The organism is Streptomyces sp. NPDC093546, assembly GCF_044765045.1.
Taxonomy (GTDB): Bacteria; Actinomycetota; Actinomycetes; order Streptomycetales; family Streptomycetaceae; genus Streptomyces.
The window spans coordinates 119841-137041 of sequence record NZ_JBIWJG010000003.1; the positions used below are offsets into that span (position 1 = coordinate 119841).

Consider the following 17201-nt stretch of genomic DNA (forward strand, 5'->3'; position numbering starts at 1 on the left):
CATAGACCCAATCCTGTGAAGAAAGCTCGGACCTCGCGGCTCAAGCCTCGGGCCTACGCTGGAGATATGGCCGTCGACGTCCTGACGGAGATCGTGATCGACGCGCCGTGCGACCTGGTCGCCGCGTACGCCGCCGATCCCTCGAACGCGCCCGAGTGGTACGCCAACATCGTCTCTGTTGAATGGCAGACGCCGCCGCCCTCTGCGGCCGTCGAGGTCGGCTCCCGCGTCACCTTCATCGCGCGCTTCCTCGGACGGCGCTGGGTCTACACGTACGAGATCGTCGCGTACGAGCCCGAACGGCGCCTCGTCATGCGGGCCACCGAGGGCCCGTACGACATGGAGACCACCTACACCTGGGAGCCGTACGGCTCCGAAGGCACCCGCACCCGCATGACCCTGCGCAATCGCGGCGGCCCGGGCCACCGCTTCGCCGAGCCCGCGGTGCGGTACGCGAACCGCAAGGACCTGCGGAACCTGAAGGCGTTGTTGGAGTGGCGGATGGACCCCGACGCCTGACGGCCGGCCTCGGGGCCCTCCGCTTACTGCTTGAGGTCCGCCACGAAGGCCGACCAGGCCGCCGCCCGGAACACGAGCTTCGGGCCGTGCGGGTTCTTGGAGTCGCGGACGGGGACGAGGTCGGGGTTGTCGTCGGCGACTTCGAGGCAGTCACCGCCGCTGGGACCGCTGTAGCTGGACTTGCGCCACTCAAGGGTGTCGATCTTCATGGGCGTAATCCTCCGCCACTGATTCGATCAGGGCCAGGGATTCATTGGGTGACAGTGCGCTGGCCCCAACCAGATCGTAGGTCAGTTCGTGGTGTCGGACAGTGGCCGGGTCGTCTTCCAATCGGCCAGTGCCCAGCGCCTGGAGATAGGCGAGCGGCGGGGCATCGTCGAAGGACATCAGCTTGAGGGCTCCTTCGATCGCCATGTGCCCGCCTGCGGAGAACGGAAGTACCTGCACGATGATCCGGTGGCGCCGCGCGAACTCCGCGACGTAACGAAGGGCTTCCGCCATCACCGCGGGGCCGCCCACCTCGCGGCGGAGCACCGCTTCGTCCAAGACGGTCCAGAACACCGGCTTTGTTGGATCACCGAGCACGTGGGCGCGTTCGAGTCGGACTTGGGTCAGGTGGTCGATGGCGTCTTCGGTGGCGGTGGGGCGTCCGCCACGGAACACCGCCCTCGCGTACGCCTCCGTCTGCAACAACCCCGGAATCAGCTGTGGCGCGTACTCCTTGATCGCCACCGCGATCGCTTCCGCCTCCGCCGCCTCCGCGAAGTGGTCCGGGTACTTCGACTTGCTCGGGGCGCCGCAGTTGCGGACGAAGAAGCCGTTCGTCTTCAGGATCTCGTCGAGGCGGACCGCCATCTCCGGCTGGATCCGGCGGATGCCCAGCTCCAGCTGGCCGATGAACGATCCGCTCACGAAGAGCAACTCACCCAGCGAGTCCTGGCTGTGACCTGCGGCTTCGCGCAGGTGGCGCAGCTCCTTGCCGATGAGTGCGCGGGGCGAGGAGAACGGATCCAGATCCTTCGGACGGGGCATGTGTCAACTCCCGTTAGCACAGATGGGGTTGTTGGGCCCCATATATGTTCAGGCTAGCCCCAAGTCGACCACTCTGTGTACAGAAGCCGAATACACAGCGTGGAGGTGGCAGGTCATGGAGTTGCGATCGGCGGAGCGGCTGCGGGCGGCCGAGGAAGTGGTGGACCAGCTGCGGAGCGAGCTGCGGGGACTGGGGGTGGTGCTGCCGTCCCTGGGGGTGGACCCGGTCACCGCGTCGAGTGAGGCGCCGTACCCGCTGGTGGATCTGGGGCGCTGCAACCTCGATGCGGCGATGAGGCTGGTCGCCGTTCTCCACGAGGTGCGCCGGTGAAGGCGGGGGAGTACGTGATCGACGGCCGGAGCGGGCGCGTCGGTCAGGTGATGGGCCACGTCGGCGGTTACGTACAGCTGCGTCCGCCGGGAGGGGGCCGGGAGTGGGACTGTCCGCCCGAGGTGCTGAGCCCGGCGCCGCCGAGAGAGGTGCTGAGAGAGCGGGTGCGGCAGCTCAACCGGCAGTGGAGACTGGCGCCTTAGGTCTCAGCGGCGGGCGCTGGCCGCGCGGCTGCGGTTGCGGGAGCGGCGCTTGAGCGCTCGACGTTCGTCCTCGCTCAGGCCGCCCCATACGCCGCTCTCCTGGCCGTTGTCCATCGCCCACTGCAGGCACGGTTCGCGTACCGGGCAGCCGTGGCAGATGGACTTGGCGGCTTGGGTCTGGAGCATGGCCGGCCCGCTGGTCCCGATCGGGAAGAACAGGTCGGGGTCTTCGTGCCGGCAGGCCGCGGCGGTACGCCAGTTGTCCATCAGGGTCTCCCTGAGAGTGTCGTTGAGAGTTCGTCGGGGGTTTCTCTTCGGGTGACCGCCCTCCTGCCGCTGAAACGGCAGACTCGATTCCTCTTCTCCACTTCTTTTCTTCTCATCGGACTCTCATCGCGGGCTTAAGCCTTCATCACCCGCGGTTCTTACGTTCGTTGGCATGTTCTTCACTTACCTCCGGCGCGAGGTGCGCCGCCGAAGGAAGGCGGCGCTCGTCGTCGCCTCCGGACTGGCGCTCGGGATCGCGCTGGTGATCGTCGTGAGCGCGGTCGCCGCCGGGATGAACCAGGCCCAGGGCAAGGTCCTTCAGTCCCTGTACGGGCTCGGGACCGACATGACCGTCACCAAGGCCGCCGCTCCGCCGGGGGAGGGGGACACGGTACGGAAGCCGCGGTTCGAGTTCGACGCCGGGGACGAGCGGCAGAGCCGGGACGTCGTCATGGTGCAGGGGCTCGAGACCCTGGCGTCTTCGGTGGTCGCGCAGGTCGGGAAGCAGGATGGGGTCGCGGAGGCCGTCGGCGGGTTGAGCCTGCGCGTGATGAAGGTGGACGGCGAGTTCAAGCGGGGTGAGATTCGGCCCGAGGGACCGCCCGGAGGCGCGGGCGGCGGTGGTGGTGCCGGGGGCGGCAAGGTGCAGGGCGGCGGGGCGGCGTTCGGCGTCGACTCGTACAGCGTGTACGGCACCGACGTGGCGCACTTGGGGCTCGGGCCGCTGACGTCCTCGAAGATAACCTCCGGGCGGACGTTCATGGCGAGCGAGGCGAACTCCAAGGTCGCCGTCGTCGACTCGGCGTACGCCAAGGAGCAGAAGCTCGGCGTGGGTGGGAAGCTCACGGTCTCCGGGACGGCGTACGGCGTCATCGGGATAGCGACCGCCGACAGCGGCGACGCCGCCGCCAACGTCTACCTGCCGCTCGCGCAGGCGCAGAGCCTCGCGGACGCCAAGGACAAGGTGACGACCGTGTACGTCCGGGCGGCCGACTCGCAGCGGATCGAGGAGGTCAAGGGCACGATCCAGCAGAACATCCCGGGGACGACGGTGACGACCTCCGCCGACCTCGCGAACACGGTCTCCGGGTCGCTGTCCACCGCCTCCGACCTGGCCTCGGGCGTGGGCACATGGCTCTCGGCGGTCGTGCTGGCGGCGGCGTTCCTGGTGGCGGGGCTGCTGACGTCGTCGGCGGTGAGCAGGCGGGTGCGGGAGTTCGGCACGTTGAAGGCGCTGGGGTGGCGGAGCGGCCGGGTGACGCGGCAGGTCGTCGGCGAGGCGCTGGTGCACGGGCTGATAGGCGGCGTGCTCGGCATCGGCGTGGGGCTGGCCGGGGCGTGGGCGATCACGGCGTTCGGGCCGACGCTCACGGCGGAGCTCGGCGCGGTGGGCGCGGGGCGCGGGCCCGGGCCCCTGCGCGGTGAGGCGGGCACGCGGGCGCTCGACATCGCGCTCACCGCTCCCGTGTCGGCCGCGACCGTGGCGCTCGCCGTCGGCCTCGCCGTCGCGGGCGGGCTCGTCGCGGGCGCGTTCGGCGGGTGGCGCGCGGCCCGGCTGCGGCCGGCGGACGCCTTGCGCCGCGTCGCGTAACCGCACCACCTTCCTTACGTTCGACTGGAGTTGACAGTAGATGTACGAGCTCAGGGGCGTCACCAAGCGGTACCGGCGCGGCAAGGAGACCGTTCAGGCGCTGGACGGTGTGGACCTGGTCATCGAGGACGGCGGGCGGCTGGTCATCCAGGGGCCGACGGGCGGCGGCAAGTCCACGCTGTTGCAGATGCTCGGCGGCCTGGACCGGCCGACGGAGGGCAGTGTGGTGCTGGACGGCATCGACCTGGCCACGCTGCCGGAGGCGCGGCTGACGCGCGTGCGGGCGGAGAAGATCGGGTTCGTGTTCCAGAGCTTCAACCTCGTGCCGACGCTCACGGCGCAGGAGAACGTGGAGACCGCGCTCGTCCCGCTGCCCGGCCTGCGGGCCCGCGAGCGGCGCGAGCGGGCGGCGGAGGCGCTGGCGTCCGTGGGGCTCGGGGAGCGGCGCGGACACCTGCCCGGGGAGCTGTCGGGCGGGCAGCAGCAGCGCGTGGCCATAGCGCGGGCACTGGTGAAGCGGCCCGCGGTGCTGCTCGCGGACGAGCCGACCGGCAATCTCGACGAGTCGACGCGCGACGAGATCATGGACGTCCTGGAAGGGCTGTGGGAGGAGAACGGCCTGACCTTCGTGATGGTCACCCACGACACGGCACTGGCGCGGCGGGCGCCGAGGGTCGCGACGATCAGGAAGGGGCGCGTGGCGATCAGGGAGCAGGTGGTGGGGAAGGCACCGTAAGCGGGCGCCACCTGGGGCAGGATAGGTGGCAACGGCGAAGGGGGAGGCGTGTCGATGGCCGACGACATCGAGTTGACCGAGGCGGTACGAGCGCTGCGGGACGAGCTGGCTGCCGCCGCGGTGGCGGCGGACGGCGAACGGATCCGGTTCGAAGTCGACGACATCACCCTGGAGTTCGAGGTTGAGCTCCGGCGGGATGCCAAGGCCAAGGCGGGCTTCAAGGCGTGGGTGGTCTCGGGCGACCTGGAAGGCAGCGCCGGGAAGCGGCGGACCCAGCGGGTCTCTCTGACCTTGAAGGCCAAGGACGTGACGACGGGCGGGTCAGTGCGCATCGGCAACGACAGGGAAGCCGACCTGAGCGCCTTCGAGCCGGCTCCGGGCGGGCGGTCGCACGGATAAGGCGGGGGACCTGTCGTGATCCTGAAGCAGCGGCGTATCGCCCTGGTGGACGCGGGGGCGCGGGGCAGTGGGTTCCTGCTGACCGGTCGGCTCGTGCTGACCGCAGCCCATGTCCTCAAGGAGGGGGCGCAGCCAAAGGCCGGGGTGCCCGGAGGCACGGGACTCCAGCGCTGCGAGGTGGTCTGGTCACGCGACGACGACCGGTGCGACGCCGCTCTGCTCCTCGCCGAGGCCGACCTGGTCGACGCGGAGACCGCGGCTTCCTTGCCCGCCGTGGTGTGGGGCCGGGTGACCACCCTGGACCCCCGCCCGGGCTGCCAGGCCATCGGATACCCGGACGCCGCGTGGGCCGGTGGCCGACCCGATACGGAGCAGCTCGTCGGCACCCTCAAACCGGGCAGCTCCCTGCTCCGCGGGCGATACGTCCTGGACAACGTCCACGGTGCTCCGGCCCCGGGGGACGGCCCCTCGCCCTGGAGCGGCATGTCGGGCGCCGCGCTGTTCGTGGACGGGGTGCTGGTGGGGGTCGCCTCCGGGGACCCGGTCGCCTGGGGTCACGGGCGGGTGGAGGCGGTGCCCGCCCACGTCCTCGTCGATGACGCGGGGTTCATGGCCGCCCTGCGGCGGTATACGGGGCGGCCGCCCGCGGTCGCGACGATCGCGGGCTCGGGGGCGGGCGACGACGGGCGCGCCGACGGCGGTGACGCCTTCGGGTGGGGCGGTGTGGACGCCGCCGACCCGGCCGGGTTCGGCGTCCACCGGCTGCTCGAAGCGGCGGGTCTGCCGGACCACATCGACTACGTCCCCCGTGACTGCGACGAGGAGCTCGACGCCAGGATCGGCCGGCTCGCCCGTACCGGGGGGATGCTGCTGGTGACCGGCGACTCGGCGGCGGGCAAGACGCGGGCGCTCTTCGAGGCCATGCGGCGCACGCTCGCGGGCTGGTCGATCTGCCATCCCGACCCGGATGCGCCGCTGACCGGGCTCGCCGCCTCGGTGGCACAACGGGGCGACGGAGGCCATGTCCTGTGGTTGGACGACCTCCAGATGTACCTGCGACCCGACGGGCTCACGCCACGGCTGCTGCAGGAGCTCACGGAGCTGGGGTGCGTCGTCCTGGCCACGATGCGCTCCGAGTTCTACCGGCCGCTGGTGAGGACCGGCTCCGCGCGGCAGGGCGCAGCGGACGTGGGGACGCAGCACAGTGCCGCCCGGGTCGTCCGCGCGAGCAGTCACCTGCTCCTCCAGCGGACGTGGACCGAGCCGGAGCGCACGCGGGCGCGGAAGGCCGCGGCCGACCCGCGCATGGCGGAGGCCCTCGCCGCCGACGCCGTACACGGCGTGGCCGAGTACCTGGCGGCAGGCCCGCAGACCTGGAACCTGTGGAAGGAGGCCGCGCAGGCGAACGCCAACCCGCGCGGGGCCGCGCTCGTCGCCGCGGCCGTGGACCTCGCGCGGACCGGGCTGCGCAGCGCCGTCGACAAGAGCGTCCTCGAAACCCTGCACGGCCACTACCTCGACGCGCTCGGCGGCGCGGCGCTGCGGCCCGAACCGCTGGAGGAGGCCTGGGAGTGGGCCACCGAGGTGCTGCTCGGCGTGACCAGCCCGCTGATCCCCGCCCGCGAGGGTCGGTGGCGGCCCTTCGACTACCTGGTCTCCGCCACGGCGCGTACCTCCTCCATCGAGGAGCTGCCCGAGGAGACCTGGCGGGTGGCCGTGACCCTGGTCGGGGACGCGGACTGGGACATCATGTCGCTGGCGGCGCAGGCGGCCGCCCGCGTCGACGTGGCCATCGACCTGCTGATCCCCCGGGCCGAAGCGGGGAACGTGGACGCGATGGTCAACCTGGGCGGCGCGCTGCTGCGCGCCGACAGGCGTACGGAAGCGGAACGCTGGTGGGTCGAGGCGGCCGGGCGTGGCGACGGGATGGCCGCGCACAACGTCGGTTGCCTAGAGGTGGAGGGCGGCAACCTGACAGGGGCCCGCGGTTGGTTCCTGCGCGCGGTGGAACGGGGGGTGACGGAGTCCTTCGGGGCGCTCGGCCGCGTGGCCGAGCTCATGGGCGAAGAGCAGGAAGCGGTCGAATGGTGGCGGAAGGGGAGCGAGCTCGGAGACGCGGGCAGCGCCCTCAGCTATTCGGACGTCCTGCGCCGGGACTGGAACCACGCCGAGTCCCTCGACGCGCTGCGCGTGGCGGCGGAGGCCGGGATGCCGTACGCGGCCCTCTCGTACGCCGGTGTGCTGCTGTGCCGGGATGAGGTGGACCAGGCGAACGCGTTCCTCGGTCGCGCGTATGCCGGTGCGCGCCGCGACGCCATGCTGTTGGGCGACCAGACCGGGATGCTCGTTGCCTCCGTGGTGGCGATGGCGCTCGGTGATCTGGAAACCGGCCGGGACTGGGAGCGCAGGGCGGCGGACGCGGGAAGCCTTGTGGACTGGACCGTCCTCGAACGGGAGGGGACGGAACGCGGGCTGCGGGCCGTGGCGGTGGACCAGGGCACTCTGGAGAGGCTGGGCGACAGCGGGGTGCGCTCGGTGATGGCGCACCTGTGGGCGAAGGACTGCATGGACTGCGGCCACCCGCTGGGAGAGGGAGTGCCGGCATTGTGTGTCGACGAGGCCATGGCGGGACTCACCTTCGCGAAGATCTTCCACTTCGGCATGTGCCGCTTTCCGCGGTGGAACGACTCCGGCCTGGTGAACCTCATCTCGGGAAGCGGTGCCTCGTGGTGGTCGGAGGCGGTGATGATCGGGGACCGGCCGGAGGACCAGCACGTCGTCATGGTGGTGAACCCGTCCGCCGAGTATCTCCATCTCGAACCCGAGGACCGCGGATCCCGCCGGTGGCGTGTGGCGGGGCCGGTGACCGCCGGGGCGGACACCGTGCTCAAGCCGCTGAACGCACCCGGGGCGATGGACGCGCGCGGGCGTCTCACCGTCGAGATGCGAGGCGCGCCGAGGGCCGCGCGGCTCGTGGACGACGGGCTCCTCGTCCAGGTGGGCCTGGATACCTGGGGGGTTGGTCTGCCGCCGGCATTCGAGCAGTGCGTTCGTCGGCGCGGCGGGTTTCTCCTCGTGGTGACGTCCGGACTCGGGCCCCCGCCTCATGACAACTCCGACATCGAAGCGGCGCTGGAGGCCGTCGGCACGCTCGCGGGATGGATCTCCCTGGTCACGTGAGCACGTGCTTGCCGAGGCCGAAGAAGTAAGTGGCGAGGAAGCCGGTGACGTAACCGGTGAGGAGGCCGGCCGTGTAGATGGCGACCGTGGTGAGCGCGGCCGGGCCCTGGTCGCCGTTGAGCAGCGGGAACAGCGCCCAGCCGGAGGGGCCGATGGCCGTCGAGCCGACCTTGGCGCCGAGCATGCCGCACAGACCGACGACACCGCCGCCGAAGGCGCCGCCGACGCAGGCGGTGATGAAGGGGCGGCCGAGGGGGAGGGAGACGCCGTAGATGAGGGGTTCGCCGACGCCGAGGAGGCCCGCGGGCATCGCGGACTTGATGGTGCGTCGGAGGTCGGTGCGGTGGCGCAACCGTACGTACACGGCCGCTGCCGCGCCGACCTGGCCCGCGCCCGCCATGGCGAGGATGGGGAGCAGGACGGTGTAGCCCTGCTGCTCGATGAGGGTGGTGTGGATGGGGATGAGGGCCTGGTGCAGGCCGAGCATGACGAGCGGGAGGAACAGGCCCCCGAGGACGAATCCGGCGGCGGCGCCCGCGTGGGTGAGGAGCCAGTCCGCGAAGGTGCCGATGGCGTTGGAGACCGCGCCCGCGAGCAGCATCAGGCCGAAGAGGGTGACGAGACCGGCGACGAGGACGGTGAGGGTGGGGGTGATGAGGACGTCGAGGGCCTCGGGGACGCGGCGGCGGCACCACTTCTCGACGCGGGTGGCCAGCAGCGCGGCGGCGAGGGCGCCGAGGACGCCGCCCTGGCCCGGGGCGAGGGCGTGGCCGAGGACGTGGACGTTCGCGACGCCCGCGTACACGATGATCGCCGCGACCGCGCCGCCGAGGACCGGGGTGCCGCCGAACTCCTTGGCGGTGTTGATGCCGACGAAGACGGCGATCAGCGCCATGAAGCCGGAGGCGATGGCGGCGAGGGCGGGGGTGAGGGCGGGGAGCAGGCGGAGGTTGATGAGGAGGCCGTTGAGGCCGGCGATGATGCCGCAGCCGATGAGGGCGGGGATGAGGGGAACGAAGATGGCGGCGACGCGGCGGAGGAGCAGCTTGAGGGGCGTGGCGTTCCTCGCCTTCTGCGCCTCCTTGATCGCGGTGCCCCGGGCCTGGACGAGGAGGGCCTCGAACTCGGGGGTGACGCGGGCGACGGTGCCGGGGCCGAGCACGATCTGGTAGCTGTCGCCGTCCTCGACGACGCCGAGGACGGCGGGGTGCTTCCTGATCTCCGCGTCCTGGACGGGGGCGCGGTCGCGGAGCGTGAGGCGGAGGCGGGTCATGCAGTGGGCGACGGAGGTGATGTTGGTGGCGCCGCCGAGGAGGGGGAGCAGAGCCTCGGCCGTGGTGCGGGGGCTGGCGGGTGCGGTCATGCGCGGATGGTGCCAACTCGGTCGGCGTTCGCACGGCGGCTGCACGCCGGGGGTGGGTTGCGCCCACCCGTTCCGCCCCTAGGAATGGGCGTCGAGCGCCGCGCGGAGGTGGCCGTCCGTCTCCTTCAGCAGGCGGACCGCCGTCTCCGCGTCGACGTCCGCCAGGAGGGTCAGGATCGCGGGCTTCACCTCGCCGTCCGTGGCCGCGAGGGCCGCGTCGATGGCGGGGGCCGGGGCGCCGGTCGCGAGGGCGACGATGCGGTGGGAGCGGGCGCGGAGCTTGGCGTTGGAGGCGCGGACGTCGACCATGAGGTTTCCGTACGTCTTGCCCAGGCGGATCATCGTGATCGTCGAGATCATGTTGAGGACGAGCTTCTGTGCCGTGCCCGCCTTCAGGCGGGTCGAGCCCGTCACGAACTCCGGGCCCACGACGACCTCGATGGCGTGGTCGGCGGCGGCCGCGAGCGCGCTGCCCGGGTTGCAGGAGAGGCCGATCGTCAGGGCCCCCGCCGTACGGGCGTGTTCGACCGCGCCGACGGCGTACGGCGTACGGCCGGAGGCGGAGACGCCGACCACCGTGTCGTCGGCGCGCAGCTCCAGGGCCGCGAGGTCCTCGGCGGCCAGGTCCTTGGAGTCCTCGGCGCCCTCGACCGCCTCCGTCATCGCCGCACGGCCGCCCGCGATGAGGCCGACGACCTGGCCGGGGGCGGTGTTGAAGGTGGGCGGGCACTCGCTGGCGTCCAGCACGCCGAGGCGGCCGGCCGTGCCCGCGCCCGCGTAGATCAGGCGGCCGCCGTGGGCCATGCGGGCGGCGGTGGCGTCGATGGCGGCGGCGATCCGGGGGAGCTGCGTGGCGACGGCGGTCGGGACGGACTGGTCCTCGGCGTTCATCAGGCGGGCGATCTCGGCGGTGGGGAGCCGGTCGACGTCCGCGAGGTCGGGGCGGAAGGCTTCCGTGGTGAGGGTGGCGAGTTCGGAGGGGTTCATCTGATCGTGCTCTGCTCTTTCAGCGGGTGCGGGGGGTGTGGCGGTGGGCGAGCGCCTCGTACGACGCGGCGAGAGCGGGGGCGGCCGTCTCGTACGTGCGCTGTGTGACGCCCGTGAAGAGGCAGTCCACGACGAGCAGTTGGCTCGTGCGCGACGACATGGCGGCCGGGCGCAGCTCGCTCTCGCGGGCCGTCGAGGTGGTGAGTATGTGGTCGGCGTACTGCGAGACCGGTCCGTCCGGGCGGCCGGTGATGGCGACGGTCGTCGCGCCGTGGTCGAAGGCGACGCGGAGCGGTTCTATGACGTCGCCGGTGGAGCCCGAATGGGTGATGGCGATGGCGACGTCACCGGAACGGAGCTGGACGGCGTTGGTGACGGCGAGGTGCGGGTCACTGTGCGCGTGGGCGACGAGCCCGATGCGCAGCAGCTTCTGCGCCAGGTCCTGGGCGACGAGGCCGGAGGCGCCGACGCCGTAGATGTCGGTGCGGCGGGCGGCGGCCAGCGCGGTGACGGCGGCGCCGAGCTGGACGGTGTCGAGGCCCGCGGCGGTGTCGGCGAGGGTCTGCTGCTCGTCGTACGCGAGCTTCGCGACGACGTCCGCGAGGGGGTCGTCGACCGCGATGTCGGCGGTGACGGACGGGGCCCGGCCGGACTGCTGCTGGGCGGCGAGGCCGGCGAGCGCGAGGCGCAGGTCGCGGTAGCCGGGGTAGCCGAGCAGGCGGGCGGTGCGGACGACGGTGGCCTCGCTGGTGCCGGTGAGCTCGGCGAGGCCGGTGACCGTGAGGGCGGCGCAGCCGGCGGGGTCGGAGGCGACGGCTTCGGCGACGCGCTGCATGGAGCGCGTCATGGAGGGGGCGAGGGTGCGGACTTTGGCGGCGAGCGCGGCGGGGGCGGGGGCGGCCGCCGCGGTGCTGGTGGGGGCCGTGGGGACGGCGGCGGTGAAAGTTTCCTTCACATGGCTGGTCACCTTGTGAAAGGTATTTTCACTGTCTGAGGTCGTCAACCCTTCCCCACCCGGTGGCCGGTGGGGCTTCAGGGGCGACAATGGCTCCATGAACGCGCTAGACCCCCTTGAGCAGGCCCTGCACGCCGCCCGCGCGCGGGTCCTCGCCGACCTCGTCGCGCGGGAGGTCGCCCAGGCCGAGGTCGTCTCGCTCGTCGAGGACTCGGTGACGCACCGCCGCTGGTGGGTCGAGCAGTGGCCCGAGGGCGTCGGCTATCTCGCCGGGCTCGTCGCCCAGGACGTCCAGGACGCGCTGCTGGAGCGGTACGGCCGCTGGCCGCTGTGCCCGGTCTGCGACGCGGGCGACCCGCACGCACTGGACGTCGAGCCGGAGCTGGGCCCCGACCCGCACTGGGTCTGCGCCAAGGCGGGCGTGGTGGTGGCGCCCGTGGGCGGCCTCACGTGACGGTCTACATCGACCCGCCGAACTGGCCGGGCCATGGCCGCATGTGGTCCCACATGATCAGCGACGTCTCCTACGACGAGCTGCACGCCTTCGCCGAGAAGATCGGCGCCCCGCGCCGTGCCTTCGACCGCGACCACTACGACGTCCCGTCGTCGCGGTACGCGGACGCGGTCGCGGCCGGCGCGGTCGAGATCGGCTCCCGGGAGGTCGTACGCCTCCTCAGGAAGTCGGGCCTGCGACGTCCGAAGCGGCACTCGGGGTCGGGGACGGGCTGACGGCGCGGTCCGCGCGGTCGCCGACGGCGGGTCGGCGGGTGCGCTACGGCCCTTCGGTGTTCCCGTCGTCCGGTACGACTGAGACGATCGCGGCAGTCGGCGGTGCGGGGTGCGGCAGGTGAACGTAGGTCACGGATAGCGCCGGGACGTCGGCGCGCGCCTCGATACGCGTCACCCAGACCTCCGCGTGATCGCCGAGAACGCGCACGCGACGGCCGAGCGTAGGCGTCTGCTCCAGTTCGGCACGGAGTTCCTCGACGGCGGCCGCCGCCCCAGGGCCGAGCTGCTCGACACGCTTCCGGGCCGCGTGCGTCACCTCGACGATGACCGCTTCGCTGCTGTCGCTCAACGGTCGCCTTCCCGCTTCAGCGCGAGAGCCAGGTCCACGCCCTCGGCGAGAGCGTCCTCGAATCCGGGGTCGCAGCGTGTCAGCACGTGCCCCCGGTACGCGGCGATGATCGCGGAGACCTCACGCAGGTCGGTGTAGTCGACGCGGTCCAGGGTCGCGGCGAGCTCCGCCTCCATGCGCGCCAAGTCGCCGGGAAAGCCGAGCCCGGCGGCGAGCGCGGCCCGCACCTCGCCGAGGGTCCGCATGGGGGGCGGCTCCGCCGGTGCCACCGGCTGGATGGGGTTCTCGCTCACGACGCCGATTCCTTCCCTCGTCCGTCTCGGCCTCTGCCCATGACGCTACCCGGTTCAGGTGAACCAGCCCTCCGCTTCGTGGCACATGCCGAGCTCGGAGGCTGCCAGGGCCACCTCGCGAAGGGGCTTGGCGACGGTCATGGCGACGAGGGCGAGGGTGGGGAGGGAGACCCGGACGCCCGTTGGGGCCCTGGTGGCAAGGCTCAGTGGACGGAAACGTTCGCGCTCTCCACCTGCCCCTTCGCGCCCGTGACCAGGCGGGACGAGGACGTACGGCCGTGGAGGCGCAGGGCCACGGCGACCGTGGCCAGGGCCAGGAGGGTCATCGCCGCGCCCGCCCAGGCCGGGGAGGCGAAGCCCAGGCCCGCGTCGATGACCGTGCCGCCGAGCCAGGGGCCGCCGGTGTTGCCGAGGTTGAAGGCCGCCGTCGTCGTGGCGCCCGCCAGGGTGGGGGCCGCGCCCGCGACGTTGAACATGCGGGCGTTCAGCGCCGGGGCCGTATAGAAGGCCGAGACGCCCAGGAGGAAGGAGAGCGTGATCACGGCGACCGGGCTGGAGGCGAAGAGCGCGAGCGCCACCAGGAAGACCGTCGACGCCGCGATGCCGCTCAGCAGCACGCCGAAGAGGTGCGCGTCGGCGACGCGGCCGCCGATCGTCGTCCCCACCAGCGCGCCGACGCCGAAGAGCGCCAGCACCGTCGGCACCCAGCCCGCGTCGAGTCCGGCGACGTCCGTCAGCAGCGGGGCGAGGTAGGAGAAGGCGCAGAACACGCCGCCTGCGGCGAGCGCGGTGATCGCCACCGCCAGCCAGACGTGGCGGTCGCGGTAGATGGCCAGCTCCCGGCGCAGCCGGGGCCGCACCTCGGGGCGCGGGATGCGCGGGATGAGCGTCACCACGCCGACCAGCGCGATCGCGGACGCCAGGGCCACCGCCCAGAACGCCGACCGCCAGCCCAGGTGCTCGCCGAGGAAGGCGCCCGCCGGGACGCCCAGGACGTTCGCGATCGACAGACCGCCGATCATCACGGCCATCGCCCGGGCGCGCGCCCCGAACGGCACCGTCGCGATCGCGACCGCCGCGCCCACCGCCCAGAACCCGGCGCAGGCGAGCGCGCTGATCACGCGGGACGCGAAGAGCACGCCGTACGAGGGCGCCAGCGCGCCGGCGACCTGGCCGAGGCCGAACACCGTGATCAGCGTGACCAGCGTCGTCTTGCGCGGCAGCCGCAGCGTGGCCACCGCCAGCAGCGGCGCGCCGATCACCATGCCGATCGCGAACGCCGAGATCAGCAGGCCGGCGCGCGGAATGGACACGTCCATGTCGGCGGCGATCGGCGGCAGCAGCCCCGACAGCATGAACTCGCTCGTACCGAGCGCGAAGACGGACAGGCCGAGGATGTAGACGGCCAGGGGCATGCGGGTGCGGTCGGTGCCGGCGGTGCGGTCGTCGGTATGAGGCGGCATGACAGGGACCAACACCTGTCACGTGGCTTACATTCCTGTCTCCAGCAGCGAGAGCTCCGTCGTCAGGTTCTGCCGCGCCCGCTCCTCCCACTCCCGGCGGCCGTGCGGCGTGCGGAAGAGGTGCGGCAGGCCGAGTAGCTGCCGCAGGACCGCCGCGCGGCCCTCGCGGAAGGCGTCGTCGGGGACGAAGCCGTACTCCTCGCGGACCGCCGCCGCGTACGCCGCGTACCGCTCCGGGTCGGCGGCGAGGATCGCGAGGTCGGCGTCGCAGAGGACCTCGCCGTTGCGGTCGCCCTCGGCCGGGTCGTGGGTGATCGTCAGGCGGACGAGCCGGGCGACCTCGCGCGTACGGGCCTCGTCGATGTCGAGCTCCGGCAGGGCGCGCTCGGCGAGGCGGGCGCTGCGCTCCTCGTTGGTGGAGCGCTCCGGGAGGTAGACGGCGTCGTGGAACCAGGCGGCGAGGCGGACGAGATCGGGGTCGTCGGCGTACGCGGCCAGCTCGTCGATCCGGTCGAGCACCGCGATCAGGTGGTCGGTGGTGTGGTAGCGGCGGTGCGGCTCGGCCCAGCGGGCGAGGAGGTTCGCCGCGTAGCGGTTGGGCGACGTCATGCAGTCGTCGGTGTCGCGGGCAACGTGGACGGCCAGCGTCCAGCGCATGAGCAGGTCGTCGTGGGCCGGGTGGCGGGGCGTGGAGGGTGCGGCCATGAAGTCATTGTGCCGGGGCGCCGCCGGGCGGTTGCCGTGGAGGGCCATGGGCGGTTTGCTGGGGCCATGACCGACGTACGTGATCCAGAGCTGCCCGGGCTGTTGCTGCGTACCGAGCGTGACGCCCTGATCCCCTTCCTCCGCAAGCTTCCTGACGAGGCGTTCGCCGTCCGCACCTGCTGTCCCGGTTGGACGGTACGGCATGTGCTCGCGCACTGCGCGGCGGCGCTCACGCGGGTCGTGGAGGACCGGTTCGAGGAGGGCGTCTTCAGCCCCGAGGCCAACGACCGGGACATCGAGGAGCGCGCCGGGCTGGCGAACGCCGAGATCGTCGACGAGCTGGAGCGCGGCATGACCGACGCGGGGCCGGTCATCGCGAAGGCGGCCGACGGGCGGCTCGACGGGATCGCCCTCGGGGAGTGGGTGCACGCCGGTGACGTACGCGAGGCCCTCGGTGAGCCGGGGGCGTACGCGGGCGCGAGTCTCGCCCCGGCGCTGGACCTGCTCGCCGCGGTGACCCGCGCCCGCGCCACGCCGCCGCTCCACGCGGACCTCGACGACCTGGACGAGCCGGTGCTGCTGGGCGCGGCGACGGGTGAGCACCCGCCGGCGCGGTACATCGGGCCCGCATCCACGCTCATCCGGCTGTACGCGGCGCGGCCCCTGACGGGTACGCGCTACGACCTGGCGGGGGTGCGGGAAGCGGAGTTGGCGCTGTTCGGCTAGGGGCCTGGAGTCAGGCGGCTCAGCGGACGCGGACGAAGACGTCCGTCTCCGCGTTGGTGTCGCCCGGTACGAGGTCCGTGGCGTACGACGTGAAGGAGACCGTCCGGCCGTCCGCGCTGACGTCGACCGCGTCGCCCTTGTGCGCGGTGCCCGTACCGTCGGCGCGGCTGACGAGGTGCGTGGTCCCCGTCTGGAGGTCGTGGACGAAGGCGTCGAACTCCGCGCCCGTGTCCAGCGGATCCAGGCCCTTCATGGTGGACGAGAAGACGGCGTAGCGGCCGTCCGGGCTGATCACGGGGAAGCGGGAGCCCGGCACCCAGATCTCGGCGGGCGGCTGCCCGGAGCGGCCGTCGCTCGCCACGCTCACGCGGGTCGTGGTTTGCGCCTGGCGGTCGCGGACGAAGACATCCGAGAAGGTGTCGGTGTCGCCGGGCACGAGCCCCTGCGTGCCGGAGCTGAAGTACACGTACCGCCCGTCGGCGCTGATCGCCGTGTCGGTCGCCCCGCTCGCCTGTCGGCCGTCGTTGCCCCGGCTCACGATCTCGGTGGTGCCGGTCTGGCGGTCGTGGACGAAGACGTCGTTCCCGGTGCCGTTGGTGTCGTCCGCCACGATGTCGGTGCGGTGCGACTCGAAGGCGATGTGGCGGGCGCCGGTGCCGAGGGTGACGCCGTAGACGTCGTCCCGCCAGGGGCCCACCCGGGTGAGGGTGCCGGACTGGAGGTCGTACAGGTGGATGCCGCCGGCCGCGTACCCGGCGTAACGGCTGTCGGGGCTGAACGACACGGAGAAGAGGGAGAAGTCGGGCACGGTGCCCGTGATCTTCCGGGTGGTGCGGGTCTGGCGGTCGCGTATGAAGAAGTCGTCCTTGCCGTTCGTGTCGCCCGCCACCAGGTCGGCGGCGGCGGACTTGAACGCGACGTACCGGCCGTCGGGGCTGATCTCCGGGTCGTACGCGGGGGTCTTCGACTGGCCGCCGGACGGCGTCAGGTTGAGGCGCTCGACCGTGCCGGTCTGGCGGTCGCGGACGAAGACGTCGGTGATGCCGTTCGTGTCGCCCGGCACGAGGTCGGCCGAGTGGGAGACGAGCGTGACGTACCGCCCGTCGGCGCTCATCGAGCCGCCGAGCGAGCCCTTCGCGGCCTGCGCGCCGGTGCTGGTGAGGGTCACGCGCTCCGTGCGGCCCGTGGGCCAGTCGGCGGCGGCGGGAGGCGCCGTGGCCGTGGCGAAGGCGACGACAGCCAGGGCCGTCGTCGCCGCGTACCGTAAATTCCGTCTCATCGAGCTCATCGAGATTCGCTCCCAGGGTGGGTGGGGACGTGGTCCGTCCCCCTGGTGAGCATTGAAGGTCAACTTCGGTGCGTACGGGCCTCGG

The 17201-nt window shown here is 72.3% G+C and carries 20 protein-coding genes; 9 read left to right on the forward strand and 11 right to left on the reverse strand.

Features of this window, described 5'->3' with window-relative positions:
- Positions 1–66: 66 nt before the first annotated feature.
- Positions 67–519 (forward strand): SRPBCC family protein, encoded by a 453-nt coding sequence (locus tag ACIRNI_RS06975; protein ID WP_356643656.1) that lies wholly within the window; start codon positions 67–69, stop codon positions 517–519.
- A gap of 23 nt (positions 520–542) precedes the next feature.
- Here ACIRNI_RS06975 and ACIRNI_RS06980 read toward each other — a convergent pair whose 3' ends face one another.
- Complete coding sequence (locus ACIRNI_RS06980; RefSeq protein WP_403549017.1) at positions 543–728, reverse strand: DUF397 domain-containing protein; 186 nt, start codon at positions 726–728, stop codon at positions 543–545.
- A complete protein-coding gene (locus ACIRNI_RS06985) occupies positions 709–1551 on the reverse strand; it encodes a helix-turn-helix domain-containing protein (protein WP_403549019.1) in 843 nt (280 codons plus the stop codon). The genes ACIRNI_RS06980 and ACIRNI_RS06985 overlap by 20 nt, the downstream gene beginning before the upstream one ends.
- 115 nt (positions 1552–1666) lie before the next feature.
- Between ACIRNI_RS06985 and ACIRNI_RS06990 the strand changes: the two genes are divergently transcribed.
- Positions 1667–1882: a hypothetical protein gene (locus ACIRNI_RS06990; RefSeq protein ID WP_403549021.1), complete on the forward strand. Its 216-nt coding sequence runs from the start codon at positions 1667–1669 to the stop codon at positions 1880–1882.
- A 206-nt stretch (positions 1883–2088) separates the two neighbouring features.
- On the opposite strand, the gene ACIRNI_RS06995 is transcribed toward ACIRNI_RS06990, so the two are convergent.
- A complete protein-coding gene (locus tag ACIRNI_RS06995; RefSeq protein ID WP_403549023.1) occupies positions 2089–2352 on the reverse strand; it encodes a WhiB family transcriptional regulator in 264 nt (87 codons plus the stop codon).
- Between the two features lie 172 nt (positions 2353–2524).
- On the opposite strand from ACIRNI_RS06995, the gene ACIRNI_RS07000 reads away from it, so the two are divergent.
- Genes ACIRNI_RS07000 through ACIRNI_RS07015 form a run of 4 tightly spaced genes read left to right on the forward strand, consistent with a single transcriptional unit; the run spans position 2525 to position 8258 of the window.
- The gene (locus tag ACIRNI_RS07000; RefSeq protein ID WP_403549026.1) at positions 2525–3943 is read left to right on the forward strand and encodes an ABC transporter permease; all 1419 of its coding nucleotides are present in this window, start codon (positions 2525–2527) and stop codon (positions 3941–3943) included.
- 40 nt (positions 3944–3983) lie between these two features.
- A complete protein-coding gene (locus tag ACIRNI_RS07005; RefSeq protein ID WP_403549028.1) occupies positions 3984–4679 on the forward strand; it encodes an ABC transporter ATP-binding protein in 696 nt (231 codons plus the stop codon).
- Positions 4680–4733: 54 nt separating this feature from the next.
- Positions 4734–5078: a trypco2 family protein gene (locus ACIRNI_RS07010; protein WP_403549029.1), complete on the forward strand. Its 345-nt coding sequence runs from the start codon at positions 4734–4736 to the stop codon at positions 5076–5078.
- A gap of 15 nt (positions 5079–5093) precedes the next feature.
- The gene (locus ACIRNI_RS07015; RefSeq protein WP_403549031.1) at positions 5094–8258 is read left to right on the forward strand and encodes a trypsin-like peptidase domain-containing protein; all 3165 of its coding nucleotides are present in this window, start codon (positions 5094–5096) and stop codon (positions 8256–8258) included.
- Here ACIRNI_RS07015 and ACIRNI_RS07020 read toward each other — a convergent pair.
- The 3 genes from ACIRNI_RS07020 to ACIRNI_RS07030 all read right to left on the reverse strand — a co-directional run bounded on the left by ACIRNI_RS07020 (position 8251) and on the right by ACIRNI_RS07030 (position 11575).
- A complete protein-coding gene (locus tag ACIRNI_RS07020; protein ID WP_403549032.1) occupies positions 8251–9621 on the reverse strand; it encodes a PTS transporter subunit EIIC in 1371 nt (456 codons plus the stop codon). The two genes, ACIRNI_RS07015 and ACIRNI_RS07020, sit on opposite strands and share 8 nt — an antisense overlap.
- A gap of 78 nt (positions 9622–9699) precedes the next feature.
- Complete coding sequence (gene murQ / locus ACIRNI_RS07025; RefSeq protein WP_403549034.1) at positions 9700–10608, reverse strand: N-acetylmuramic acid 6-phosphate etherase; 909 nt, start codon at positions 10606–10608, stop codon at positions 9700–9702.
- 19 nt (positions 10609–10627) lie between these two features.
- The gene (locus tag ACIRNI_RS07030; protein WP_403549036.1) at positions 10628–11575 is read right to left on the reverse strand and encodes a MurR/RpiR family transcriptional regulator; all 948 of its coding nucleotides are present in this window, start codon (positions 11573–11575) and stop codon (positions 10628–10630) included.
- A gap of 85 nt (positions 11576–11660) precedes the next feature.
- On the opposite strand from ACIRNI_RS07030, the gene ACIRNI_RS07035 reads away from it, so the two are divergent.
- Positions 11661–12017 carry a hypothetical protein gene (locus ACIRNI_RS07035; protein WP_355355545.1) on the forward strand — a complete coding sequence of 119 codons (357 nt, stop codon included), beginning with the start codon at positions 11661–11663 and terminating at the stop codon, positions 12015–12017.
- Positions 12014–12292, forward strand: a complete 279-nt coding sequence (locus ACIRNI_RS07040) for a DUF4031 domain-containing protein (protein ID WP_403549038.1) — start codon at positions 12014–12016, stop codon at positions 12290–12292. The genes ACIRNI_RS07035 and ACIRNI_RS07040 overlap by 4 nt, the downstream gene beginning before the upstream one ends.
- 43 nt (positions 12293–12335) lie before the next feature.
- Here ACIRNI_RS07040 and ACIRNI_RS07045 read toward each other — a convergent pair whose 3' ends face one another.
- The 4 genes from ACIRNI_RS07045 to ACIRNI_RS07060 form a co-directional block, all read right to left on the reverse strand.
- Positions 12336–12641, reverse strand: a complete 306-nt coding sequence (locus ACIRNI_RS07045) for a hypothetical protein (RefSeq protein ID WP_403549040.1) — start codon at positions 12639–12641, stop codon at positions 12336–12338.
- Positions 12638–12934, reverse strand: a complete 297-nt coding sequence (locus ACIRNI_RS07050; protein WP_355355539.1) for a hypothetical protein — start codon at positions 12932–12934, stop codon at positions 12638–12640. Before ACIRNI_RS07050 ends, ACIRNI_RS07045 begins: the two co-directional genes overlap by 4 nt.
- Before the next feature lie 203 nt (positions 12935–13137).
- Complete coding sequence (locus tag ACIRNI_RS07055; protein ID WP_403549859.1) at positions 13138–14349, reverse strand: Cmx/CmrA family chloramphenicol efflux MFS transporter; 1212 nt, start codon at positions 14347–14349, stop codon at positions 13138–13140.
- Positions 14350–14424: 75 nt separating this feature from the next.
- The gene (locus tag ACIRNI_RS07060) at positions 14425–15102 is read right to left on the reverse strand and encodes a hypothetical protein (RefSeq protein ID WP_403549042.1); all 678 of its coding nucleotides are present in this window, start codon (positions 15100–15102) and stop codon (positions 14425–14427) included.
- 66 nt (positions 15103–15168) lie between these two features.
- Between ACIRNI_RS07060 and ACIRNI_RS07065 the strand changes: the two genes are divergently transcribed.
- Positions 15169–15828, forward strand: a complete 660-nt coding sequence (locus ACIRNI_RS07065) for a maleylpyruvate isomerase family mycothiol-dependent enzyme (protein ID WP_403549044.1) — start codon at positions 15169–15171, stop codon at positions 15826–15828.
- 19 nt (positions 15829–15847) lie between these two features.
- On the opposite strand, the gene ACIRNI_RS07070 is transcribed toward ACIRNI_RS07065, so the two are convergent.
- Positions 15848–17107, reverse strand: coding sequence for a TolB family protein (locus ACIRNI_RS07070; RefSeq protein WP_403549046.1), 1260 nt, complete (start codon positions 17105–17107; stop codon positions 15848–15850).
- Positions 17108–17201: the final 94 nt, after the last annotated feature.